Raw genomic sequence first — 23,977 nt, 5'->3', positions numbered from 1 at the left:
TTTATAATTTTACTATGATAAAGAAAGAAAGTGAATAAAAGCTGCCAATCCTGTTGTTAAATATGTGATATACCTGTAGTAAAAATACTTATCTGTGATCAATATCATTTTCCGTATCGTCCAGGAATGTAAATATATATCCCCAGTATTTCTCCAGGATCTTACCTCTGCTTCCATAGATCTCATGCTTTGTTCCGATCATATGGATATAATCACAGCTTGTTTTTCCTTGGCGATTGATCTTTCCGGCAAAATTTTTCAGGGCACGGACAGACACCAGATCTTCCGTCTGGGCCTGGATGAGCAGCATTGGTGCCGTATATTTTTTCCATCCGTAGAGACGCAGATACCAGCTCATTTCCGCAGAAGCCCAGAGCCAGCCGTAGGATGGAGACCAGGTCTGGAGCTCCTTATGTTCTGCACGGAGATTTTTGTATCGCTCGTATCTTGGTTTTGATGTTGCGGAGCTTGTCTCAAAAGAACCGCTGCCATCGTAAGGCTTTCGGCCAGCTACATATTCCTCATCTTTTCCGAAAATGCATTTCTCCAGAGCTATGCCGGTGGCTGCCGGCCACGGAACATTATCTGTAAGAGGACGGATCATCGGAGAAGAAAGGATCACCTTGTGAAACCAGTCCGGCTCCCAGGCTGCAGCAATACCACCGATGGCTCCACCCATGGAATGTGCATACAAGTTAAGTGACAGATCCGGATGTGCTTTCTTTATGTAGCGGCATGCTTTCAGAAAATCGCGGATATATCTTCTCCATGTATCGATGTGGACCAGAGACGGGTCTGCGGTAAGACGATAGCTGCGGCCATGGCCGCAATGCTCCGGAATATATACATGATAGCCTTCCTTAAGAAAATAATAGGCCACTTCATCATATTTTACTGCTGATTCTGTGAATCCGTGGCTGATGACTACCACACCTTTAGGCATATCAATATCAGACAGATACTGCAGCATATGGATCTTACCTGTGATCCGTTTGCTTTCGTTACGAAACGGATAATCCGCACCCGGTACATAAAGTTCCCTTCTGTGAGACAGAAGATATGGCATTACGATATTTTTCATGGTTTCTTCGTATTCATTTTCATGTATGATCTGCATATTGGTTAAAAACCTCCCTTGCTTTTACTGTATTGCTTTTTTGCTTCTCCCAAACTCTGCTTTTCAAAACCCTTCCATGTTGTCACAGCTGTTTTCTTACAGGATAACAGAATTCACTCTTCCAGGCAATCCTTTTTAGACCATTTTGCTCTTTAATTTCCATTAAAAAATGCCCGAACATTTTGATATGTACCGGGCATTTCTTCTATTATTTAATAAAATCTCACAATATCTTCCACATCTTTACGTTTCGGTCTTGCAGGCTCTTCGGCTGCTTTTCCGATGGCGATCACTGCCATTACCGTTTCTGTTTCCGGAATGGAAAGGATCTCACGGAGCTTGTCTCCGGCACGAAGTCCCATGATCAGGGTTCCATATCCAAGCTCCTTTGCCTTCAGGATCAGATTCTCGTTCTGAAGTCCCAGATCATAGCAGCCCCAGCCGTTTCCAAGCTCATTATCCGGTGTTCCGTCTTTCTGAAATCCGGCATGGTTATGTACAAAGGTTGTAACGATCAGGGAGGCATTCTCTGCTTTTGCCTGGTTCATTTCCGGCAGACATTCTCTGCTGACCTTCTCCACCATCTCTTCGGACATTACACAATAATATCTTCCGGTCTGGGAGTTTTTCCAGCTGGGTGCTTCCTGAGCGGCCCGGATCACTGCAAGAAGATCTTCTTTTGTGATCCTGCTCTCCGGGCTGTATTTACGGATGGTCCTTCTCTCTTCGATCAGTTTCTGAAATTCCATATTTTTCCTCCTTATCTGTCCGGTGCAGGATATGCTTCCGGATCCTGCAGTTATTCCGGCATGGATTTTTATGTTCACATTTTTTATGAAGCTATTTTAACACAATGCCGTATTGAAATCAATTTTCAGAACTCCGGCATCGTTACTGTTCATTCTGCGACCGTTACTGTTCACTCCGTTCTCAGCAACACGCTTCAAAAAATATTGCCTGGGAACAATAACTGCAATACCACTTATGAAGATTTTTTTTGATTTACCACATAAATTCCCACACAGACAAGAAACAGTGCGATGAGACTTCCCATATTAAATGCCTGACGTACCTCTCCCAGAACCAGTGCAGACAGGATCACACTGAACAAAGGATTTACAAAACCAAAGATCGCTACCCTGGATACATCATTCCAGGCAAGCAGCACTGACCACAGTGTATAGGCCACTGCAGACACCATTGCCAGATAAAAGATGATCCCGATACCGGCGGCATTTACCACTCCGAAATGTCCTCCCATCCCTTTTCCGATCAGGAACAGAATGATCCCGCCCATGGTAAACTGCGTTCCGCTGAGTACCACCGGAGATACCTTTCTGGAAAAAATATTGATCAGCACCGTGGACATTCCGTAAGAAAACTGCGCGATCAGAATAAATCCTTCTCCTGTAAGCCTAAAACCTGCATCCAGAGAATTTCCCATGAGATTTATCACGACCACGCCGGCAAAACCGAGGATGCAGCCAAGCATCTTTCGCCCGGTCATTTTTTCCTTGTGAAAAACAAGGCAGGACAGCAGGATCGCAATAAAATTCCCAAGACCTGTGATAATAGCGCCTTTTACACCGGAGGTATGTGCCACACCTATATAAAAGAAGAAATACTGACATACCGTCTGAGCCATACATACCGGCACCGCATATTTCAGAACAGTTCGATCCGGAAGCAGAACCTTGCGCTCACGCAAAGATGCAAAGATCAGTACAAGGATTCCTGCCAGTGCAAAACGCACACCTGCAAAAACGATCTGACTTGCCGTATCTGCAGAATCCATCTGCATCAGACGGTATCCTGTCTTGATCAGCGGGATCGCACTCCCCCAGAGAAGACAGCAGACGCAGGCAAGCGCTGCCACCACCCAGGTTTTTTTTAATATTGTTTTTGTTTGTTCCATTTGTTTATTCTCTCTTTCTCAAAACTTCTTCCATCTGACTGATCACAGCTTTTATTTCATTTATTGCACTGATACTTACGTCCCGGAAATCAAGCTTTTTCCCCTTTCCGTATAATTCCGCCTCATAAGCGCTGGCTTTCTCTTCATCTTTATCCTTGTATCGGGCTTTTCCGATCAGCCAGGCACTGGAATCCGCACAGTCCGGATATTCCGTATTTCCCCGGATCAGAAAATCCTCTGAAGCTTCCGTCAATGCTGTTCTCAGTTTTTCTGCTTTATCCAGAAATTCTTCCGTTGTCTGCGGATAATGTTCTTTTATATAGAGGAGATTTTTATGAATACAGGTGGCACTTTTTTCCATTAGTTTCCGTTCTTCCGGATCTTTGAAATTATCATATTCCCCAGACCGGACTTCCCATCCGCGGATGGATTTGCTTAATTCCATCAGCCAGTATACATGACGGGAAATATCGTCCGGAAACATAAAATACGTAGAAAATTCATGATCGATCATAGGTGCAAGACTTATGATCCCGCCATCTTTATCACAGAGAAATGCTACATTTTCATAATGATAATTCTGGTCTCCCTTCAGGACAGAGATCAGTACCTGCATGGCAAGCTGTTCCGCCATTTCCTGATGCTCCTGCAAAAAATCAGCTTCAAAAATATCTCTATAATCATAAAACATCTGGCAATAGTTTACATAATTATCTATATCTACCTTTTCATCCGGATATTTCCTGAAAAACTCCAGAAGATTCAAAAGGGATTCCCCTTCTTTATAGGCCATGGGTACTGCCGTTCCGTAGTCAAGATATTTTTCATTTACTGCCTCATACCCTTCACAGATGGCCAGTTCATACCTGGGCGCAGGCATAAAATATTCATTAATGATCGTTGACCAGAACACCTCTGCATAAGCATACAGTGGCGTGGAAAATGGTTTGGATTTCGTCAGTGGCTTGAAAATCATATTTCCAGGAAATATGGGGAAATGTTTTTCCCCGCTTACCACGCCTACAGCTTCAGACTTAAGATTTCCGATTCGATTTTTGTATTGATAGTGTCTGACTTTATAATACATAGCAGTCATATCGTATTGCCTTCCCCTTCAATGTATAAGACGGCTCCCGGCCGGCAAGACATTCACTTTTCAGCGGACGCTTGACGATGATCTTATCCGGATTTGCTCTGATAGCTGCATCAAAAAGATCCTTTTCCCCGGAACACGGTGGTTCCAGCTTCTGGATTAATTGAAGTTTCTTGTTGATCAGGCTGGATTTCTGTCTTGCCGGAAACATGGGATCCAGATAGATCACGTCTACAGGATCAAGAAGCTTTGACATACCTTCTACACTGTTTCCCTCGATCACCTTCATACGACCGGCAATATCTTTCAGATCCATATTTTTCTTGGCACGGCGAATGGCATCTTTAAGAAGGGCTGCGATCACCGGATTCTGCTCGTACAGCGTCACCTCATAGCCCTGGGCTGCCAGAAGAAAGGCATCCTCACCCATTCCTGCCGTAGCATCGATGGCCTTCCTTCCCTCCTTATCTGACTTCACCGCCTTCACCAGCATCTCATGCTGAAGTCTGCCTCTGGTAACTCTGTGAAGCATCGTCTCCACAAAATCCCCCTGATAGGTCAGCCCGAAACCAGACAGCGAAACGCCCCTGGAATCAAACCGCACCGTCAGAAAATCTCCCGGCTTATCCTGAAGCTGCGCTCCGGTCCTCCTGCAAAAGGCTTCCGCCATATCTCTCTGTCCGCCCTTTCCAAGACAGACTGCGATTTTATCATTCATTTCCTGATTCTCTCTTTCATGACTCTTTTTCATAAGCTCTTTCATTCTACAATTTTACAAAAAAAATTGCAATTCATCTCAAAAAAAGATGTCCGCAGACGTACCAAAATACGCTGCGGACATCCAATGTCTGATCCATAGTCAGGCGGTTACTTAATGCTTGCTGTCCTAAAACAGAAGCTGAAGTCCCATTGTAATGATCCACATATATGCACAGGTCTTTGGGATCATCAGGCTTCTTATTGTCCGCACTCTGGATCCTTTCGATCAGACCTCTGCTCTCCAGATTTTTCAGAGAAGAGGACACGTGGGATTTCGTCGACTTACGGACCTTAACGATCTCAGCCGTATATTTATTTTAAATTTCTCTTTCCTTTTCTGACTTTGATCCTGCGGATCATCCTTCGGATCAAAAATACCACAAGCACAATGATCACGATAAAGATCAGACAAATACCTGCGATCATTGCCGAAAACTTATTCGGCTGCTTCACCAGATCAATGATATTTCTGCTGTCCTCCACAACCTTACGTCCATGTGTCGTCTCATAATATTCCGGCACATTGGCAATTCCGTCGCCGTCTGTATCCGCAAAGGACTGCATATATCTTGCGATCGCATCCCAGGCCTTTAATTCCCTGTCATCCTCCATGATCGCCTGATCTTCCAGATTTTCAATAGGATTTCCATCCCTGTCCTTCGGTTCAAGAGACAGCAGTCCATAGGACATTTTCATCACAGAACCAAGCATCTGGCCGGTATACAGATCTGTCACAACATGATACAGCTTGTCATCCTGGATCTCGATCCGCTCTCCGTCTGCCCTGGTGAGATAACAATCTGTCACCTTATTCAGGATCATCCGATGTGGATTGTATGCAAAATTCAATCCACTGCAATATAACCTTGCCGTTGTCATAAAATCCGATACAGAAGCGTCCACCTCCGCTGCCAGCTTCAGCTCTTTTCCGGTCAGGTATGCACTGATCAGCGGATATCCGGCAACACCGTCCTTTCCGATCCCTAGTGAAAAGGAATTAAAAACATCCTCTACTGTGATATCGCCCTTTGTGTATGTGTCCCGCACGGTTCCGCTTGGAACAACGGCAACATCAACCGGATCACCATCATAATACTCGGAATTTTCCACTGCATATATGTATGCATCGGACATGATATCACCAAGATTCAACTCTTCGTGCTTCGTGCCCATTTCTTCCAGACTGTTGAATTCAACATCATTTTCAGCAAGAACCTCTTCCCTTGTATAGCCGAAATCGGCAAGATAATTCTTATCCACCGTATCCATCAGGGCATCGATCTGTTCCTGTGTCGCCTGGTCCGGTTTTACATCCTCAGAAACAGGGATCAGCTCATAGGATGTCAGCTCCCACCGTCCGTCCTGCTTCTGTGTCATGGAAAGTGATCCCAGATTTCTTCCGTATTCGCCGCAGGATACGATATATGTGTTCCCATGCTGAATTGCCTCTTTCAGCTCTGTGTGCGTATGTCCGCTAATGATCAAGTCGATATCCGGCACCTCTTTTGCAAGGATCTCATCCTCCGATTTGTTCTCATCCTCCCAGGTTCCTCCATGGGACACACAAGCGATCATATCCACTTTTTCATTTTTTCGGATCTCTTCTACCGTCTGTTTTACGGCCTCAACCGGATCCTTGAACTTTAATTCACATGTCGGTGCACATTCCAGGGCATCCTTACCGAACACACCGACTACTGCAGCTTTTACATCTCCTTTTTGAACTACTACATAATCCTTCACACCGTAGGCTTCAAATGCCGACCGGATCTGCTTCTGACCATCGCTTAATCCATCCTGCTCCATGCTGTCCCAGTCCACGTTGCACACTACCAGTGCCGGCACTGTCTCACCGGAAGCCTTCGCAGCCTCCAGCATATTTGCCAGTCCCTTTGAACGATAATCATATTCATGATTTCCCAGAGTCGTCACATCATACCCAAGATATCCCAGCATCCGAAGCTCTGCCGCCTCCGTTTCGTATACGGTCTGAATCAGGGTTCCCATGGAAAAATCGCCGCCATCCAGCACCAGGGTGTCCGGATCTTCCTGCTTCTTTTCATCGATCAGGGTTTTGATCCTTGCAAATCCGCCAACTTCTTTTTGCTCTCCATCTACGATGGTTGAAAAGCTGTTCAAATGCGAATGTGTATCATGGCTGAACAAAACATCGATCTGTTTTGTCTCGGCTGCTTCCACCGGGACATTCCATGCAAGAGGAAGCAGCAATGCAGCAATAAGCATGATCGCCAGCAGCCTTGCTGAAATTTTCTTTCGTGTTTTCATAACACTCTCCTTTTGTATATAGTTTTCTTATGCCTTTTTACAAAACCATCAATAATGTTCCCACACCGATCAAAATACATCCCATCATCGATTTTGCTGTGAATTTCTCATGTAAAAAAACAAATGCCAGTACCAGTGTGATCACGACACTCAGCTTGTCTATCGGCACAACCTTCGATGCATCGCCTATCTGCAGAGCACGATAATAGCATAACCACGAAGCACCCGTTGCCAGACCTGAAAGGATCAGAAAAAGCCAGCTTTTTTTGCTGATTGCTGCGATCCCGCCCTGGGTATTTGTGAGGAAAACCATTCCCCACGCCATAACCAGCACCACCATCGTTCGAATCGCTGTTGCAAGATTCGAATTAACACCGGCAATACCTATCTTGGCCAGTATGGAGGTCAGCGCCGCAAATACAGCAGACAGCAAGGCAAACACAAACCACATAGTAACTCCCCCCTTAAATATAAGATTTTCTTAACTATCCCAATACAAGTCCATCATATCATTTCCCCTCTGATATGTCACTATTTACAATTTCCTCCGCCGTATATTCCTCTATTTCTGTCTTTGTCACCTGTTTGATATGCTTTTTCTTCAGGCGCAGATATACGAATTCCCGAAAGATAGTATAGAACACGGAAAGCAGCGGAATGAAAACAAGCATACCTACAATTCCCATAAGGTTTCCGCCGATCGTAACTGCTGCAAGAACCCAGATCGACGGAAGTCCTACGGATTCACCCACAACATGAGGATAGATCAGATTTCCCTCTATCTGCTGCAGCACCAGAAATACTATAATAAATAAAATTGCCTGTTTCGGATTTACCATAAAGATCAAAAAGCTTCCCACCGCACACCCGATGAAGGCCCCGAAAATCGGAATCAATGCGGTAAACGCAATCAAAACTCCGATCAAAAGTGCATATGGCATCCTCAAAATACTCAGTATCACAACAAACATACAGCCGAGGATCACAGCTTCCAGACACTGACCTGCAAGAAAATTTGCAAATGTCCGATAAGTCAGAGAACAGACTTTAAGAAAAGCATCTGCCTTTTTCTTTGGGAGAAAGGCAAAAAATACTTTTCGGATCTGCACATGCAGCTTCTCCTTCTGAAAAAGGACATAGCAGGCAAATGAAAAAGCAATAAAAAAGGTTGCCAATCCACTGACTATGGAACCCACTGCTGACATTGTGGTATTCATCATATTTCCTGCACCGTTTCCAAGAAGGCTTATCCCCCACTTGATCGCCTGATCCGGATTAAACTGTACCTGATCTACCAGCTTCATGATTTCCTGGTTATTATGGGAGAATTCCCGGATCCAGCTTTGCATCTGCGGAATAAAATCAGCGATACTCATCATCAGAGTTCCCATTGTCCGCGTAAGCTGCGGGATCACACCAAACATCACCAGTACGATCACGCCAACCGCAAATACGATCGTAAGGAACAGACTTATCGGTCTTGCCAGTTTTGCACCTATCTTATTTTCTTTTTTTACCCTTCCAAAAATTTTCTTTTCCAAAAAGCTCATTGGCACGTTGGTCACAAATGCGATCGCTCCGCCAAGTACAAAAGGAAATGCGATCCCCCATATTGCTTTCAGCACATCGAGCACCACATCAAACTTCCACAGGGCGACCACAAGAAATGCTGTAAACACAATAAGCTCCCGGATTTTTTTTACAGATATTTTACTTATATCCACTATCATTCTCCTCTTTTTCCTAATTTCATGCGTATCCATTTAAGCAGCTGAATGATCGGAAGACTTGCAAACGCATACAGATATACACAGCCAAGCTGCATCAGATCCAACGTCTCTACTTTAAACAGGAGATGAAATCCTGGAACCGTCAGTACAACGGTAATGAGTACTGCCCCAAGTACAAATGCTCCCTGAAGCCATTTATTATTAAAGAAACGTTTTGTAAAGATAACCGGATGATCCGATTTGCAGTTGAATCCATGGAACAGACGTGCCAGACAAAGTGTTCCGAAGGCATAAGTACTGCCAAGCAGTGCACCATTCTGATGATATCCTGTCAAAAATCCGATCATCGTCATCATACCGATCACCAGTCCTTCCAGACCGATTTTACCAAGAAAATCCTTTGTCAGTATTGACTCGTCTGCTGATCTTGGTTTCTCATTCATCACCTCACTGCTGTGCGGCTCCACGCCTAATGCGATCGCCGGAAGGCTGTCTGTCAAAAGATTGATAAACAGCAGATGTACCGGTGCAAAAGGAACCGGAAGTCCTGCAAGGGATGCACAAAGAACTGCCAGGATCGCACCAAAGTTTCCTGACAGAAGAAACTGGATCGCATACTTGATATTCTGATATAAATTTCGTCCGTTTTCCACTGCTTTTACAATTGTTGCAAAATTATCATCTGTAAGCACCATTGCTGCGGCATCCTTTGCGACCTCGGTTCCGGTCACTCCCATTGCAACACCAATGTCTGCCTGCTTCAATGCCGGAGCATCATTCACACCGTCTCCAGTCATTGCCACGATCATCCCCTTCTCCTGCCATGCACGGACAATACGGATCTTGTGCTCCGGTGACACTCTTGCATACACAGAAATATTCGGGACAAATTCCTTCAGCTGCTCATCACTCATATTTTCAATATCAGCACCCTCGCAGGCCTCTGACAGATCATGTAGGATCCCGATCCTTTTTGCGATTGCCGCTGCTGTGATCTTATGATCTCCCGTGATCATGACCGGCCGGATCCCCGCTTTTATACATTCTGCAACTGCAGCCTTTGATTCTTCCCTCGGCGGATCCATCATAGCGATCAGGCCAAGAAATACCAGATGGTTCTCATCTTCTGTCGTCAATACATGCTTCTCCGGAATTTCACGATAGGTAAATGCCAGTACCCGTAACCCTTCCATTGAAAATTCCTGATTCTGGCGCTGGATCTTTTCTTTATCTGCTTCTGTGATTTCCCGCACTCCGTCCTTTGTCCAGATCCTGTCTGTCAGCTCCAGAAGCCGGTCAACCGCACCTTTTACGATCATCCGGTTCTCATCATCAATTCTGTGAAGTGTTGACATCATCTTACGGTCACTGTCAAAGGGAAGCTCTCCTTCCCTTGGATAAATCGTTCTTACCTCTGCAGCCTCGATCCCGTACCGGCTGCCCAAATTGATCAATGCCGTTTCCGTCGGATCTCCGATCTCCACTCCATTTTCATTTGTTGAATCATTACATAAAATACTGTAGTCCAAAAGACATCTCTGCGCCGGATCTGCCACATCGATTGCAGCTGCCGTGATTCTTTTTCCATCAATATAATAATCTTCTACTGTCATTTTGTTCTGTGTGAGTGTTCCGGTCTTATCCGAACAGATAACAGAAACGCTTCCAAGACCTTCCACAGCCTGAAGCTTACGAATGATCGCGTGCTCCTTTGCCATCTTCTGTGTTCCGAAAGAAAGGACGATCGTCACGATGGAGCTTAAAGCTTCCGGAATCGCTGCGACTGCAAGTGCTACTGCAAACATAAATGCACTGCTGATCTTCTCACCGCGGAATACACTGATCGCAAACAGAATTCCGCAAAATATCAGGATCAGAATGGAAAGCTTCTTTCCAAAATCATCCAGATTCGCCTGAAGTGGCGTCTGTTTTTCCGAAGTCGATTTCAGAAGTCCCGCAATCTTTCCAACCTCTGTCTGCATTCCTACATTCGTTACAACCGCTCTGCCACGCCCATATGTGACAAAGCTTCCGGAAAACAGCATATTTGTCCGATCACCAAGCGGTGCTTCCTCCAAAATAATGTCCATACTCTTTTCAACCGCAAGACTTTCTCCGGTAAGGGCACTTTCATCGACCTTAAGGCTTGCATTTTCAATCAATCTTCCATCGGCCGGGATCATATCACCTGCTTCAAGAAGGATCACATCTCCTACAACCAGTTCTCTTGCCGGGAGCTGTACCGCCACACCATCACGTAATACTTTTGCCTCCGGACCGGAAAGCTTCTTTAAGCTTTGCAGGGACTGCTCAGCCTTTACTGTCTGTACAGTTCCCAAAATCGCATTGATCGTAATAACGATCACGATAACTGCTGCACTTTCCACATCTCCAAGCATGCCGGATATCACTGCCGATGCGATCAGGATCAGCACCAGAAAATCCTTATACTGTTCAAAGAAGATCTGCAAAATACTTTTTTTCTTTCCTTCTGCAAGCTCATTCCATCCGCACTTCTCTCTGGACCGTCTAACCTGTTCATCGGTAAGCCCTGATTCCCTGCTTTCCACACGCTCGAGAACTTCTTCTGCTGTCTGCTGATAAATTTCTTTCATTACCTTTGCCTCCTTTTTTGCAAATATTCACCAACTGTAATTTTTTTATGCAATAAAGGATTTTTTTGATAAAAGGATATAAAAAAAGAAACCCTTATTGCATAACAAAAAATGCAATAAAAGTCTCACCATTTCCCTGCAGCGCCGGATGTTTCCACCGTACTGACGACACTGCAAACGCAGATTTCCAAACGTAGGTTACTCCCCTTTATCAGTTTTAATAGTATAACAGGATCGGTACCTCTGTCAAGATACTTTATAAATCACACCTTGCAAATATGATACTCCGGTAACAGAAAAACTCCCATTTTTTGAGTGGGAGTTTTTCTGTTACCCTGAAAGTATTATAGGCCTGCAGCCGTTTTATTACCTTTTAAGATTTATTACTCTGATCAGCCACAATATTTCCCTGTACAACTCTTCCCTGATCTTTTCCTTTTCTCAGTCCTCGAACTACCTGCACATTTCCAAGAATCAGATAATCCATTTCTCTCTTAGTGATTTTCGCAAAATTTTTCTTTGAAACAAAATAGAAAGTAACTCCCATCAACACCCACACGATCAGTGCTGCAAAGGACTGTGGAGCCATGAATGCAGGAGAACCGGGCACGATCAGAAGCAGCAATATTACAACAGAGATCACACAGCCGCCCATTGCTACTGCCGGATGGATTTTATTTGTATCTGTATCATCGCCATATTTTTTCAGAAGAATATAAGCACCTGCACAGGTAAAGAAATATCCGAACGCAGTACCTACGGAACACATATCTACAACCCAGCCGATCACTTCTCTGCCGAAAAATGGGCAAATACAGCAGATGATCATGGTAAACCCAACACATATGGACGGAGTTTTATGCTCCGGATGAACCTTTTCAAAATCTGACGGAAGCATTTTTGCTCTTGCCATACCAAATAAAAGACGGCTGGATGTCATAAAGAATCCGTTCATACCGGTAAAAATCCCCATGCACACTGCCAGTGCCACAAAGCACACACCAACTTTTCCCATTGCAAGATCAAGAACTGCACCTGTATGCCATTTTACAAGAGTTCCATTCGCATCTGTCATAGTCAGAACCTGCTGCCAGAGAACAACACAATCTGTCACCAGTGCCATTGCACCATAGATCAAAGCACCTACGATCAATGCTGAAATGATCAGCATTTTGCACTTCTGTGGTGGAAAATCATATTCTTCTGCCGCCTGTGGAATACAGTCAAATCCTACATAAAGGAACGGAGCCAATGCCAGGATAGATACAAAACCGCTTCCAAGAGACTTGCCTTCGGCTCCGTATGCCGGCTGCAAGTTTGAAGCATCAAAATGTCCTGTTGCGATCACACCAATGACTGATACAACAACCGCTGCACACATGATAAGGACCATCGCAAGCTGAAGATTTCCTACAGATTTCGCCCCTTTGTAATTCATGATCCCGAAAAGTATGATAAAGAACAGGGATAATCCGACTTCACCCATATATACATCATATCCTGCAATTGTATACAGGTAACCTCTGTTAAAGACTCCAGGAAAAATATAGGATGCCAATACCGGAAGTGCCGTTGCATTCAAAGCTACAATAGACAGATATCCAAGCGACAGCATCCATCCGCATATGTACGAAGCAGTTCTTCCAAAGCCTTTATATGCATAGGCAAATTCACCACCCGCTACCGGGAATTTTGCGATCATATAAGAATAGCTGTAGCCTACCACGATCATTAAAAGACCGCCTGCCAGAAATCCCAGAAACAGCGGGAGCGGTCCACCTGCACGTTCTGTCCAGAGACCACCCTGTATAAAACATCCCCATCCAATGATGGAACCGACTGCAACTGCCCAGATCGAACCAGGTCCCATGGATTTTTTTAATTTTGTTCTTTTATTTCTTTCACCCATATATATCCTCCTGCTTCATCAATCATATCATTCATCATCATCTTCTCTGGTTTCTTCACTGATCGTATATGCCTCACTGATATCGGAAACAAAAATTTTTCCATCACCATAATGTCCATACTGCCCACTCTTTGCACTGTTAATGATAATATCTACAACCTCATCTTTTTCTTTGTCCCCAACAGTAATATACAGCATGTTTTTTGCCATTTCCTGATAAAGGACATCCCCTACCTGAATTCCTTTTTCCTTACCTCTTCCTGAAATTGCCCATTTTGAAAAAGCAAAATATCCTTCCTGCTCCAGTGCTTTGATGACGTCCATCACTTTCTCAGGTCTTACGATTGCTGTGATCAGTTTCATAATCCTTCATCTCCCATCCATAAATACAAAAAGAGCCCAGATACCAAAGTATCCGGACTCCATCGTCTCTCTCTATATTATCATTATTTTTTTCAATATTCAATCAAAATCTTTCACTTTCCGGCCAGATATCGATACATCTCATCCAGCATCTCGTCTGTGATCTCTACCGGATTGTTATAAAGGTTCGGGTGTCTGCTAATGCGAACCAGCTCCGCAATCTGATCATCATCAAGCTCCAGATCCTTCAGATCACACCGCAATCCCATTTTTTTCTTTAATTCAAGAACTGCATCCGCCATCTCTTCTGCATCTTTGAATCCAATCCTTCTGGCAAATTCCTCTACACGTTCACCACCTTCGCCTTTTGCATTGATTCTTATAAAATAATCCAGGGTCAGGCCACACGCCTCGCCATGCGGGATGTGATAAATATTGGTCAATGGAAATGAACACGCATGGGACGAAGTGGTTTTCGGTAAAGTAAACGCCAATCCTGCGATCAAAGATGCTTCGCACATTTTCTCCCTTGCTTCCTCATCATCGGGCTTACTGTATACTCTGTAAACATATTTAAATACCAGTTCTGCTGCATGCATCGCAAGTACATCACAGATCGGCTGATGACCTTTGCTCCAATAGCCTTCGATCGCATGGGAAAGAACATCAATTCCTGTTCCTGCCGTAACCTGCGGTGGCATTGTATAAGTAAGTTCCGGATCAATGATAGCTGCTGCCGGATAAAATCCCTCTGATACGATCGGCGCTTTTTTTCCATTTGCATGATCCGAAAGAACTGATACACAGGTCACTTCACTTCCTGTTCCTGCAGTCGTAGGAACTGCAATCAGTGGAAGATGTTTCTCCGGCATTGCTACTCCGGTTCCATGATACTTACGGATGGAATCCGGAGTCAGAGCTACACTGGCAGCTGCTTTGGCACAATCCATGGGACTGCCTCCACCCAGTGCTACCACAAATCCGATATTTTTCTGCCGGATCACTTCCGCACAGGCATCTACCTCTGCAACGTCCGGGTTTGGAGAAACATCTCCAAAAGAAGCAACGATCATTCCTTCTGACTCTTTTATGACCTTTTCGGCAAGACCGCTTTTAAAGAAAAACGGTCCTGCCACCAGAAGGCCTCTTTTGCAGCCAAGCTCTCTGGCTATTTCTTTGATTTCTTTTACTCTGCCTTTGCCGAAATGAATTTTTACCGGCTGTAGATAATCCCAGTTCATAGGCTACCTCCTGCTTTATCAGTCACAAAATTTTTCATCGACCATTGTAAGCACTTCATCAAGGATCGGGAGATACTCTTCCAGCTCCTCTTTCGTGATGATCAGTGGCGGACAGATTTCAATAAAGTTCTCACGTCCAAAGGTTGCAAAGCCACGTTTTTTTAATTCTGCAAATATCCACGGCATTACCGGTCCGGGTACGCCGTATTCCTGCATCGGTTCTCTGGTTTCTTTATTCTTGACTACTTCAAGTGCACCGAACAAACCGATACATCTTGCTTCACCAATACATTTATGCTTCTTTACCATCTCATCCATAAACGGAGCAACGATCTCGTGCATCTCAGCTACATGGCCCTCGATGTCGTGTTCTTTATAATATTTCATTGCTGCTACACCAGCCGCACATGCAAGTGTATGTCCACTGTAAGTAAGTCCGCACTGAAGAACATTTTCCTCAAAATACTCCGCAACCTTTTTACTTACAATACATCCGCCCAGCTGTACATAACCACAGGTAACACCTTTTGCAAATGTAATGATATCCGGTTTCATGTCGAAATTCATAAATGCAAACATTTTTCCTGTACGGTAAAATCCTGCCATAACCTCATCACAGATCAGAAGGATTCCATATTTGTCACAAAGTGCACGAACACCTTCCATATATCCGTCTGGAGGAAGAATGACACCGTTTGCACCTACTATAGACTCCATCAGGATTGCTGCCACATTTCCGGGGCCTTCATATCTGAGCTGCAGATCCAGCGCATCCAGATATTTTTTCGTTACCTCTGCATCATCAACTCCTTTTGTATATCCGTCACGATACATCTGAGGGTTCATAAAGTGTACGAATCCATTTGCACCACCGATCTCTGCTGCATATCTTCTCCAGTCACCGGAAGCATTGGATGCTCCAAGTGTAGCTCCATGATAGCTTCTGTAGCAGGAAAAGATCTTGGTTCTTCCGGTTACCATACGTGCCATTTTTATAGCATTCTCATTGGATTCTGCTCCACCATTTGTGAAGAAAACTCTCTTGTATGTATCTGCTCCTGCTGCTTCTACAAGCATTTTTGCCAGCATGCTCTTAGGCTCGGATGCATATGCCGGTGCCATGAAGCACATCTTATCAGCCTGTTCCTTGATCGCTTCAACGATCTCCGGAAGCTCATGTCCGAGGTTGGAACACACCAGAAGTGAAGCCATATCTGCATATTTTTTTCCATCATAATCGTAAAAATAAATTCCCTCAGCTCTTTCTACCGGTAAAGTATCTGCTCCTGATCTTGCCCATGACTGCATCACATAATCTTTGTGCATCTGTGCTACTTCTTTTCCTGTTAAACTCATAATAACTTCCTCCTCTTTATCTGTAATTCAGTTTTAAATATTGTTCATTTTTGCGGTAAACAAACTTATTATTTGTTGTAGAATAAGAAAAGCGCCCGGCCCACATTCATTTGTGAACCAGACGCCTTTGTCTTATCTGAGTCATATATTACTCTCGACACTGGCTGTCTGCAATAGACATCTATCCAATTATTTTTGTGCTGCAGCACAATCGTTATTATTCTGCTGCCGCATTTTCCTTTTACATTTCATTCATCTGATATAACAGGAAACCCAGCCTCAGCTGAAAACGCACATCAAAATCAGAAAGATTTTTTCCAAGTATCTCAGCGGCCTTTCCAAGCTTATAATTAATTGTATTTCGATGTACGATCAATTCCTGTGACGCACTTTTGACACTGCAGTCGTTAGCCAGGTAGCACTGAAGTACTCTGACCAGATCTGAGTGGTTCATCTCATCATATTCATACAATGGAGCTACTGTATCTGCCAGATATTCTTTTATTGCTTCCTTATCTGTAAGTGTGAGCAGTACCCTGTAAATCCCAAGATCTTTGTAAAAAATAATCTTTCCGCCATCTGTTCTGTGCTCGCCCGGAACCTGACAGACACATAATAGATCAGACATTTTTTCCGCAAACTGATAGCTCTTATAAATCTGCCTGATCCCGGAAATCTGCTTACTTACACTTACAAAAATCTGTTCCTTCTGACATACCATCCTGCATAGTATCTGAAAAATCCTCTCTGTAGTTTTTCTGCATGCTTCATCAGAATAATCACACAAAACCAGAAGAATCTGCTTATCCTGGGCACAACACAAAATCCCATTATAATTACAGCGGATATGACTGCTCAGTTTAGATAAAATCTGCTCTAGCCTTGTTCCTGTTACACGATCATTGTCTTCCAGAACACACACATTCACAACCGTATATGCACTGTCTGTAAAATACCCTTTTCGCATCAGTGCCGAAACATACAGTTCTTCCTGGGCCGGACATAAAAAGGCATTGTTCAGTGCCGTCGCAACCTCAATTGCGTTCTGCTGCTCTTTTGTTATTGCAAAACATATGATCCGCATGATTTCAGCCATTCGAACCCTCCACGGTACTTCAAATACCGGGAATCCCTTTTCATTTGCAAAATCAATAACATCCTGTCCGATCTCACTGATATAAGGCCCTGTATTGATCACGATTCCACTGGCTTTGTTTCGCCATACTTCCTTTACCAGACGAAGAAGAGTCAGATTTTCATTCAATCCTAATCCAGTTGTAAAAGTAAGCTCCTGTCCCTGCAGAAATGCAGAAATCGTGTCGCTGTCTACCATATGCGTCCATGACACTTCATGATCCAGTCCTGTCTCACCTGCTACCAGCTTCATCTCCAGATGCTGTACCTGTTTTATGATCTCACGCAATGTTACTGCCATATTTATACACCTTTCTCCACCGCAGCTTCCTGTGATCAACTGCATCAGACGATCAAAGATACTCCAGATATCAGAAGCAGTATATAAGTCAGATTCAGAAATACCTTCTGAGATACTTTACATACCAGCTTTTTACCTAACCATGTAGCTATAAGTAATGGCAGGATACTGATACAGATCAGTCGAATATCTGCCGTTCCAACCAGGCCGCTCCTGAACTGGGTAACCATCAGAAAAAAATTCAGCACCACCCATACAGGGGCCACTGTCGCACGAAATTCTTCTTTTTCTTTCAGTACCTGTGTTGCATAGATCACAAGTAACGCCCCTCCTGATACAAACATACCATGAATTATCCCTGCCAGGATCAGAACTATCCACAAAATGAGATCCGGAAGTTTTTTCTCTGTATGGATGCACAGATTCTTTAATGCAACTACGACGATTATGATTCCATATATTGTCAAAAGAATATTTTCAGATTTCACGATCCGGCAGATCTGTATCCCTGCAAACATTCCAACCAACATGACCGCAGACATCTTAAGCAATTCTTTCCAGTTTATATGTCGATATCCGGTCACTGCGATCATCAGTCCGGACAGCCAGGCCATAACATTCAGGACCACCTTTGCATGATCCAGCCCAAGCAAATAAACGGAAGGCGGCATCGCCAATACCGTACCGGCAAACCCTGTGATAGCCTGAATAACATTAGAAACAAACAATACAAGCAAAAATAACAATTCTTTCATAAAGCATTCTTCCTTTTCTGTATTATCTGTTTACCGCACACTCTTTATCACTGCTGATAAAATAAAAAGACGCTTTGCAATAATGACTGCAAAACGTCTTTGTTTTTCTACACTCTCGATTTTAACACGCTAAAAGGCAAAAGTCAACAGTTGCCTTTCTCCATTACCTTGACACATTCTTTTGTATTATTATTTTTTGCTATTTTTCTTAATGACAGCTATGGCTTCCACATCCATGCTCGCCACATGTATGTCCTTCCCCGTGGCTGTGCTCGTGATGAGAACATTTCACATCCGGATTATACTCCAGTGTTTCATTGATAAAAGCTTCTACTGCTTCATCCGCATCTCCGTCTCTCCTCTTGTTTAAATCTTCTATAATATTTGTCACGGCTTAACAGCAGATTTTGTGGTTAAGTCGTTGTTTATTTAATAACAAGAATACGCTAGTATGTCAAGCGTGCCTGTCTCTGCTTTGTTCTTAATGAAATTCTCAAGTAAACACTTAACTATTCTTTATAATAAATATCTTTCTTACAAAAAATCCTTTTTTATACTTCCTACTTCTTCTTTAAGTGAACTTCTCATATTCTTAAACATATTTCGCATATGCCTATTAAGTTCATCACTCGCTGTTTTACAGTTATACTTTGAAAACTCTTCCAGTCTATCATATATAAACTTTGTAGATTCTCTAACCAATTTATAACATTCTTTTTCTTCTCTTGAATTCAAAAAATCTTCTCCTTCAACAGTTACAATACTTTCAAACAACTTTATATACACAAATAGAGTCATAACTTTTGCCATATAAATATTATCTGATTTATCACAAGAAAACTGTCCATCATCAATAAATTCATTTATTATTGAAAAATTGCAATGTGCATAATTACACAGAAAAGCATAAAAATCATAAAAATACCTTTTATCTCTTCCAAGTTTCATGTCAGATGGATTCCTTTGTATATATTCAATAATTTCCTGAGTTCCTCTTTCTACTGCTTTTCCATTTTGATAAATAATTTTTCTTGCCGCAATCAATTGAGGAATGAAAATAAAATCATTCAATATATCAGTATTATATTCTTCATCTATATATCTACTTGCTATATATCCTTCAAATGATGTTCTAAGAATAATAAATACATCTTCAACATGTCCAAGCCTTAGTAATTCTCTTATTGAGCCTAAACTCTTAATACTCTTTGTAAAAACAAAATATTGAAAATCATCAACAAATCCATTTCCAATTTTGCCACTTATTTGAGCATTATAATATCCATATCTAAAGCAAGCATATTCTACAAACTTTCTGCCTCGTAACAAGTATTGATTTATAAGCTTATTGCATATAAGTTCATTATCCATTTGTATACCTCTCTATTTCAATAATTAATCTTCTCTATTATCCCTGCCATAAAACAAAGTCTATCATATACTCATTATCATTAACCCAATATGTTATTACCTGTAATAAGGTATGAACTTTTTGTTTTTCAAAAACTACAGGTAACAGTTTTTCAGATGGTATCTGCTCCGTTGCTGTAAATACTATAGCATATTCTTTCTGTACATTACGTAATGTACCTACCAAATTGAACTTCTTGGTTTTTGCAATTAAAAGTGCTTTTTCTGTTCTTTCAACAAAACATTTAATTTCGTCACGAAACAAATGTGCCAAAAATTTTATTACCTCATAACATCCATTAATTTCCGATTCAATTTCCTTATGCTCATATAAAACTAATACATATTGCCTAAAAAGTTCATAATACAATCTGTCTTCGTATATCGCATTTTCTCCATACTTTTCATATAAATATTGCTGTACCAAATTTTCATTCTTCTGTGGTTTACTTAAAACAAATCCGTTATTAGTTTCTGTAATCAGCAAATTAATCGGTCCATTATTCTTATAAAACACTTCCCTCCACTTGAGATATTCAATGATTTCAATTGGGGACAGCAACTGCTTGCACATAAGTTTGAAATCATATATCGACATACAATTAACTGCCAAGCCGTCATTAGTGTGGTTTCGAAGTAAATGTTCATATTCAGAAATACTATCATTCTCAAAAACCACTAGTGGAACAACCTCTGCATTCGGATTAATTATTGTTTTCTTTCCCCTGGCATTTATAAAAGAGACTTTTTCACTAGTAATATATGAAATCGTATCCTTTATCTGTTCTTTAGCTTTTTTGCATTTCTTTTTCAGCCACTTCTCTTCTATATTTTTGTCCTGCGTCCTATCCTTTTCATTCCGCTCCTTTAGTTGAATCGCAAGAATAATATCTTCGAGATTTATTATCAAATCTGCTAACTCTATTTCTGTTCCACCTATAGGAGTAAATTTTAAATCTGCATACACAAGTTCTTTATAAAAATAATTTTCCGAAAAAGAACTCAACAGCTTTTCTGAATTTGTCACTTATCCACCACCTATCTATTATCGGCAAGCCATCATCTATCAGCATTTCATATTTAGCAATAATAAGACTGAAATTTTTTAATCCACAGGCTTAATATATCTTCTTCTTTTAGTTGTTCCAATACAAGCCAATAACTCCTTATTCACTAATTCGTTTAATAATTGTCTTGTCCTTGGACCTTTTAAACCTATCTTTTCTGCCACCTGTTCCGTACTATATTCAATACCAGCCTCCATAATGGCTAAAATCTGCTGATGCCTTTCTGATAACGCCATTCCTTCCCTGTTTTTTAAATCTGCTGAATTTTCTGCTGAATTTTCTGCTGATTTTTCTGCTGATTTATCATCAGATTCCTTTTCCATCTTCATCACAAGTGTCACCTGATCAAGATTGGTATCTTCTATCAATTCTGGTTTTATCCATCCTTCTGACTTCCACACAGCAAGAATTGTCGGGAATCCTGAGCCAGCATTATCGCCAAATCCAACCAATCTAAGCATAGTTTGCATATGAGGATTTCTTGACTTTGAATTGCCTCCACGATAAATATCCTCAAGCGGAAGTTTCAAAATTCCCGGATTTGTAAATTCAAATGAGTCTGACCTCTTAATTACCTTTAGCACACCTGCATCCATTAAGTAATCCGCGTGAATAATCATATTTACAAAACCTTCACGAACTGCTTTGTGAACCGGAGTATCATCTATACGCTGAACGCCACCTTCCAATTTAAATGGCTTTTTTAAGTCCTCCGTTAATTTAGGTGTTACTTTGGTAAAGAAATTAAACAGGTTATTTTCCCATGTGCCATCATAGGTAATTCTGTCATTCCAGCGAATATCTGCTGTCACTTGACTCTCATTACGATAGTCCATAAAAACATTATCAAAGCGTTCTCTGATAGCCTGTCCTGTACCAAACATCAAAAGTCCTGCTAATGTCAAGCCTTCTACTCCAGTTTTTCTATCTTTCCTATAGCCACCCAACTTTTCAAGAAAAGACTTGTCATCTAAAGCATTCCATACATGACCATCATTTCTGATTTCAAAAATCTGACGATATTTTCTTAATGTTTCTTTATCAATATCATCCATTGTATAATACTCAATTATTTGATTATCATTGCCCTCTGGATTTTGATCTCTTATCATTCCTCTAATCTCATGCTCTGTCGCATGATAATCGCCTTCATGATTTCTTTTATATGTTCCCTTATATGGATTTTCACCAACATATACCGGACGCATATTAAAATCAGCTCTAGGAACATGAATCACAATTAGACTTATACTGCCATCTTCGACAATCTTTACATCATCATCTGTTAATAGATTTATATTCACCTTATTCCCATTAATTGTATTCCAAAAATCTTCTTTCTGCTTAGGCGCATCCTCTATTCCTTGTATTATAAATCGTTCCTTCGGATCAGTCTTTGTTTTATCTTCTCTTACTCCAAGTATGATATATCCACCTTTTGTATTGGCAAATCCAGAATATGACTCATACGCAGATTTTGGTACATTTTTTTCTGCTTTTTTGCACTCTATATCAACTTTTTCGCCTTGGTAAATGAGTTCCTTTAACTCTTGCATATTCATGTGTTGCACCTGCTTTCTTTTTTATTTAAATTATAACAATAAGTGTATTTCTATCAATTGAACTTAAAATTTTCTTTCCTAAACATATTTTTATCCAATATCATTTTGAATATTAATAATTCAAGGTGTCAGGTACTTATGAACATACTTACTCATCATACGTTCATTTACAACTAACACTAAAAATCTATATAATCGCTTTAATAATTCCAATAAGTCCTGTTATGGTCCAACATCAAAAAATTTTCTATTTCACAGCCCAAATTATCTTCCATAGTTATCCCTTATTTCTTTACTGCATACATTTCTCTTAATAGATTAGTAACTTCACTCGGTTTTATCTCATCCTTATGAAACAGAAAATCCATCGTTGTAACATAACCAAGATTAGGCATTCCATTGTTTTCCCTACTCAGTTCTTTTAATTTATCATCTTTATCTATCACAATCTGTATTTCGGGTGATATATAATAATTCTCTGTATATTTAAAAATCCAGTAATTAATAAGCTCTAGTTTCTTCGCAAGAGACATGCAATTCATCTGATGATGCAGTCTTCGATATAACCTATCTCGTCTATGATAAAAAGCATAAACAATCGAATAGTCATTCATCGGAAACACACCTATATGAATGTTTTGCATCCTTACCTCTGGTCTCATATCATAAATATTATTTATCTCAATACCTTCTGTATCTTTTGGTAATGCTACTAATGTTTGTGTTGCAATCGGAACTACATATGGAATTTTTTTCCACATGATAATCTTAAAATTATTGCAAGAATTCTTATACAAAACATCCTTATATAAATTCAATTCATCCATATAATCTTTATTATCAAGTTGCTGTATTTCTTCCATTACTTCAACATTTTGCAAAATACCTTTCTGTTTTCCTTTTTGATATATTCTTTTTTCCTGATTTCGTTTAGAAAGCATTAGCAAAATATCCTTTAATGCTATTTCTGCCAGCATTTTTTCTGTCGGTATTTCTTGTAAGGCATCTACATTTTCATACTCTTGAAACAGCTTACTATCGCAATCTCAGCAAATAAAATAAAAAGTTCCCGAATTACTTATACCTTTTTCCTTGTCTACAACAGGTATTTCAATCAACTTATTTGCATGATATAGTTTACCTGCTTTGGCAATATTCTTGAGCACCATTTTAGGTACAGAATGAGAATTACAAAAACTAGTCTGTTCTTTTCCACAAAGAATACATTTTTCTGGTTTTGTCTCTTCTTGGATTTTTCTCATAAAATCATTTATATCTTTTTTTATTTTTATTTCATCTATTTCTTCCGGTATATCAAACATAGGCATACTTTCTCTTCCTCGCATTACTCAAAATGTATAAAA

The 23,977-nt window shown here is 41.2% G+C and carries 20 protein-coding genes and 2 pseudogenes; all 22 read right to left on the bottom strand.

Translation table 11 applies throughout. The annotated features are described in order from the left end of the window. Nucleotides 1-88: 88 nt before the first annotated feature. Nucleotides 89-1,117 (bottom strand): alpha/beta fold hydrolase, encoded by a 1,029-nt coding sequence (locus NQ489_RS02800; protein ID WP_021652865.1) that lies wholly within the window; start codon nt 1,115-1,117, stop codon nt 89-91. A 212-nt stretch (nt 1,118-1,329) separates the two neighbouring features. Continuing rightward, nucleotides 1,330-1,866, bottom strand: a complete 537-nt coding sequence (locus NQ489_RS02795; protein WP_015525501.1) for a nitroreductase family protein — start codon at nt 1,864-1,866, stop codon at nt 1,330-1,332. A gap of 233 nt (nt 1,867-2,099) precedes the next feature. Further along, a complete protein-coding gene (locus NQ489_RS02790; RefSeq protein WP_021652647.1) occupies nt 2,100-3,032 on the bottom strand; it encodes a DMT family transporter in 933 nt (310 codons plus the stop codon). A gap of 4 nt (nt 3,033-3,036) precedes the next feature. After that, nucleotides 3,037-4,128, bottom strand: a complete 1,092-nt coding sequence (locus tag NQ489_RS02785; RefSeq protein ID WP_021652648.1) for a hypothetical protein — start codon at nt 4,126-4,128, stop codon at nt 3,037-3,039. Next, on the bottom strand, nt 4,109-4,843 hold the full coding sequence (locus NQ489_RS02780) for a class I SAM-dependent methyltransferase (protein WP_044962204.1): 735 nt from the start codon (nt 4,841-4,843) through the stop codon (nt 4,109-4,111). The genes NQ489_RS02785 and NQ489_RS02780 overlap by 20 nt, the downstream gene beginning before the upstream one ends. Nucleotides 4,844-5,078: 235 nt before the next feature. After that, nucleotides 5,079-5,189: pseudogene (locus NQ489_RS17800) on the bottom strand (MarR family transcriptional regulator); the annotation flags it as partial. A 7-nt stretch (nt 5,190-5,196) separates the two neighbouring features. Beyond that, nucleotides 5,197-7,170 carry a bifunctional metallophosphatase/5'-nucleotidase gene (locus tag NQ489_RS02770; protein ID WP_021652651.1) on the bottom strand — a complete coding sequence of 658 codons (1,974 nt, stop codon included), beginning with the start codon at nt 7,168-7,170 and terminating at the stop codon, nt 5,197-5,199. A 37-nt stretch (nt 7,171-7,207) separates the two neighbouring features. After that, nucleotides 7,208-7,621 (bottom strand): EamA family transporter, encoded by a 414-nt coding sequence (locus tag NQ489_RS02765; protein WP_021652652.1) that lies wholly within the window; start codon nt 7,619-7,621, stop codon nt 7,208-7,210. A 58-nt stretch (nt 7,622-7,679) separates the two neighbouring features. Then, nucleotides 7,680-8,894, bottom strand: coding sequence for an AI-2E family transporter (locus tag NQ489_RS02760; protein WP_242827006.1), 1,215 nt, complete (start codon nt 8,892-8,894; stop codon nt 7,680-7,682). Nucleotides 8,895-8,896: 2 nt separating this feature from the next. Next, a complete protein-coding gene (locus tag NQ489_RS02755; protein WP_021652654.1) occupies nt 8,897-11,515 on the bottom strand; it encodes a cation-translocating P-type ATPase in 2,619 nt (872 codons plus the stop codon). 373 nt (nt 11,516-11,888) lie between these two features. After that, nucleotides 11,889-13,424: an APC family permease gene (locus NQ489_RS02750; RefSeq protein WP_021652656.1), complete on the bottom strand. Its 1,536-nt coding sequence runs from the start codon at nt 13,422-13,424 to the stop codon at nt 11,889-11,891. Nucleotides 13,425-13,451: 27 nt separating this feature from the next. Next, nucleotides 13,452-13,787, bottom strand: coding sequence for a P-II family nitrogen regulator (locus NQ489_RS02745; protein ID WP_015525489.1), 336 nt, complete (start codon nt 13,785-13,787; stop codon nt 13,452-13,454). A 113-nt stretch (nt 13,788-13,900) separates the two neighbouring features. Next, a complete protein-coding gene (locus tag NQ489_RS02740; protein WP_021652658.1) occupies nt 13,901-15,028 on the bottom strand; it encodes an iron-containing alcohol dehydrogenase family protein in 1,128 nt (375 codons plus the stop codon). Nucleotides 15,029-15,046: 18 nt separating this feature from the next. Next, nucleotides 15,047-16,384 (bottom strand): aminotransferase class III-fold pyridoxal phosphate-dependent enzyme, encoded by a 1,338-nt coding sequence (locus tag NQ489_RS02735; RefSeq protein WP_015525486.1) that lies wholly within the window; start codon nt 16,382-16,384, stop codon nt 15,047-15,049. Nucleotides 16,385-16,625: 241 nt separating this feature from the next. Further along, the gene (locus tag NQ489_RS02730; protein ID WP_161209228.1) at nt 16,626-17,819 is read right to left on the bottom strand and encodes a PucR family transcriptional regulator; all 1,194 of its coding nucleotides are present in this window, start codon (nt 17,817-17,819) and stop codon (nt 16,626-16,628) included. Nucleotides 17,820-17,863: 44 nt separating this feature from the next. Continuing rightward, complete coding sequence (locus NQ489_RS02725; RefSeq protein ID WP_021652660.1) at nt 17,864-18,574, bottom strand: sulfite exporter TauE/SafE family protein; 711 nt, start codon at nt 18,572-18,574, stop codon at nt 17,864-17,866. 208 nt (nt 18,575-18,782) lie between these two features. After that, nucleotides 18,783-18,926 (bottom strand): annotated as a pseudogene (locus NQ489_RS02720) (DNA-binding protein); the annotation flags it as partial. 182 nt (nt 18,927-19,108) lie between these two features. Next, entirely contained in the window at nt 19,109-19,945 is an 837-nt protein-coding gene (locus NQ489_RS02715; protein WP_021652662.1) for a DUF5677 domain-containing protein, read from the bottom strand. 37 nt (nt 19,946-19,982) lie between these two features. Further along, nucleotides 19,983-21,011, bottom strand: a complete 1,029-nt coding sequence (locus NQ489_RS02710) for a hypothetical protein (RefSeq protein WP_021652663.1) — start codon at nt 21,009-21,011, stop codon at nt 19,983-19,985. 78 nt (nt 21,012-21,089) lie between these two features. Continuing rightward, nucleotides 21,090-22,613 (bottom strand): RNA-binding domain-containing protein, encoded by a 1,524-nt coding sequence (locus NQ489_RS02705; protein ID WP_021652664.1) that lies wholly within the window; start codon nt 22,611-22,613, stop codon nt 21,090-21,092. 284 nt (nt 22,614-22,897) lie between these two features. Continuing rightward, on the bottom strand, nt 22,898-23,590 hold the full coding sequence (locus tag NQ489_RS02700; protein WP_021652665.1) for a hypothetical protein: 693 nt from the start codon (nt 23,588-23,590) through the stop codon (nt 22,898-22,900). A 69-nt stretch (nt 23,591-23,659) separates the two neighbouring features. Beyond that, nucleotides 23,660-23,941, bottom strand: a complete 282-nt coding sequence (locus NQ489_RS02695) for a hypothetical protein (RefSeq protein ID WP_044962198.1) — start codon at nt 23,939-23,941, stop codon at nt 23,660-23,662. Nucleotides 23,942-23,977: the final 36 nt, after the last annotated feature.

Origin of the sequence: Blautia sp. KLE_1732_HM_1032 (genome assembly GCF_025147905.1) — a bacterium.
GTDB lineage: Bacteria > Bacillota > Clostridia > Lachnospirales > Lachnospiraceae > Blautia_A > Blautia_A fusiformis.
This window is presented reverse-complemented; position numbering and strand designations above follow the sequence as displayed.

What these genes read in the sequence shown, in the direction of transcription:
- NQ489_RS02800 (WP_021652865.1), bottom strand. Translation starts at nt 1,117, where the DNA reads ATGCAGATCATACATGAAAATGAATACGAAGAAACCATGAAAAATATC.
- NQ489_RS02795 (WP_015525501.1), bottom strand. Translation starts at nt 1,866, where the DNA reads ATGGAATTTCAGAAACTGATCGAAGAGAGAAGGACCATCCGTAAATAC.
- NQ489_RS02790 (WP_021652647.1), bottom strand. Translation starts at nt 3,032, where the DNA reads ATGGAACAAACAAAAACAATATTAAAAAAAACCTGGGTGGTGGCAGCG.
- NQ489_RS02785 (WP_021652648.1), bottom strand. Translation starts at nt 4,128, where the DNA reads ATGACTGCTATGTATTATAAAGTCAGACACTATCAATACAAAAATCGA.
- NQ489_RS02780 (WP_044962204.1), bottom strand. Translation starts at nt 4,843, where the DNA reads ATGAATGATAAAATCGCAGTCTGTCTTGGAAAGGGCGGACAGAGAGAT.
- NQ489_RS02770 (WP_021652651.1), bottom strand. Translation starts at nt 7,170, where the DNA reads ATGAAAACACGAAAGAAAATTTCAGCAAGGCTGCTGGCGATCATGCTT.
- NQ489_RS02765 (WP_021652652.1), bottom strand. Translation starts at nt 7,621, where the DNA reads ATGTGGTTTGTGTTTGCCTTGCTGTCTGCTGTATTTGCGGCGCTGACC.
- NQ489_RS02755 (WP_021652654.1), bottom strand. Translation starts at nt 11,515, where the DNA reads ATGAAAGAAATTTATCAGCAGACAGCAGAAGAAGTTCTCGAGCGTGTG.
- NQ489_RS02750 (WP_021652656.1), bottom strand. Translation starts at nt 13,424, where the DNA reads ATGGGTGAAAGAAATAAAAGAACAAAATTAAAAAAATCCATGGGACCT.
- NQ489_RS02745 (WP_015525489.1), bottom strand. Translation starts at nt 13,787, where the DNA reads ATGAAACTGATCACAGCAATCGTAAGACCTGAGAAAGTGATGGACGTC.
- NQ489_RS02740 (WP_021652658.1), bottom strand. Translation starts at nt 15,028, where the DNA reads ATGAACTGGGATTATCTACAGCCGGTAAAAATTCATTTCGGCAAAGGC.
- NQ489_RS02735 (WP_015525486.1), bottom strand. Translation starts at nt 16,384, where the DNA reads ATGAGTTTAACAGGAAAAGAAGTAGCACAGATGCACAAAGATTATGTG.
- NQ489_RS02730 (WP_161209228.1), bottom strand. Translation starts at nt 17,819, where the DNA reads ATGGCAGTAACATTGCGTGAGATCATAAAACAGGTACAGCATCTGGAG.
- NQ489_RS02725 (WP_021652660.1), bottom strand. Translation starts at nt 18,574, where the DNA reads ATGAAAGAATTGTTATTTTTGCTTGTATTGTTTGTTTCTAATGTTATT.
- NQ489_RS02715 (WP_021652662.1), bottom strand. Translation starts at nt 19,945, where the DNA reads ATGGATAATGAACTTATATGCAATAAGCTTATAAATCAATACTTGTTA.
- NQ489_RS02705 (WP_021652664.1), bottom strand. Translation starts at nt 22,613, where the DNA reads ATGAATATGCAAGAGTTAAAGGAACTCATTTACCAAGGCGAAAAAGTT.
- NQ489_RS02700 (WP_021652665.1), bottom strand. Translation starts at nt 23,590, where the DNA reads ATGCTGGCAGAAATAGCATTAAAGGATATTTTGCTAATGCTTTCTAAA.
- NQ489_RS02695 (WP_044962198.1), bottom strand. Translation starts at nt 23,941, where the DNA reads ATGCCTATGTTTGATATACCGGAAGAAATAGATGAAATAAAAATAAAA.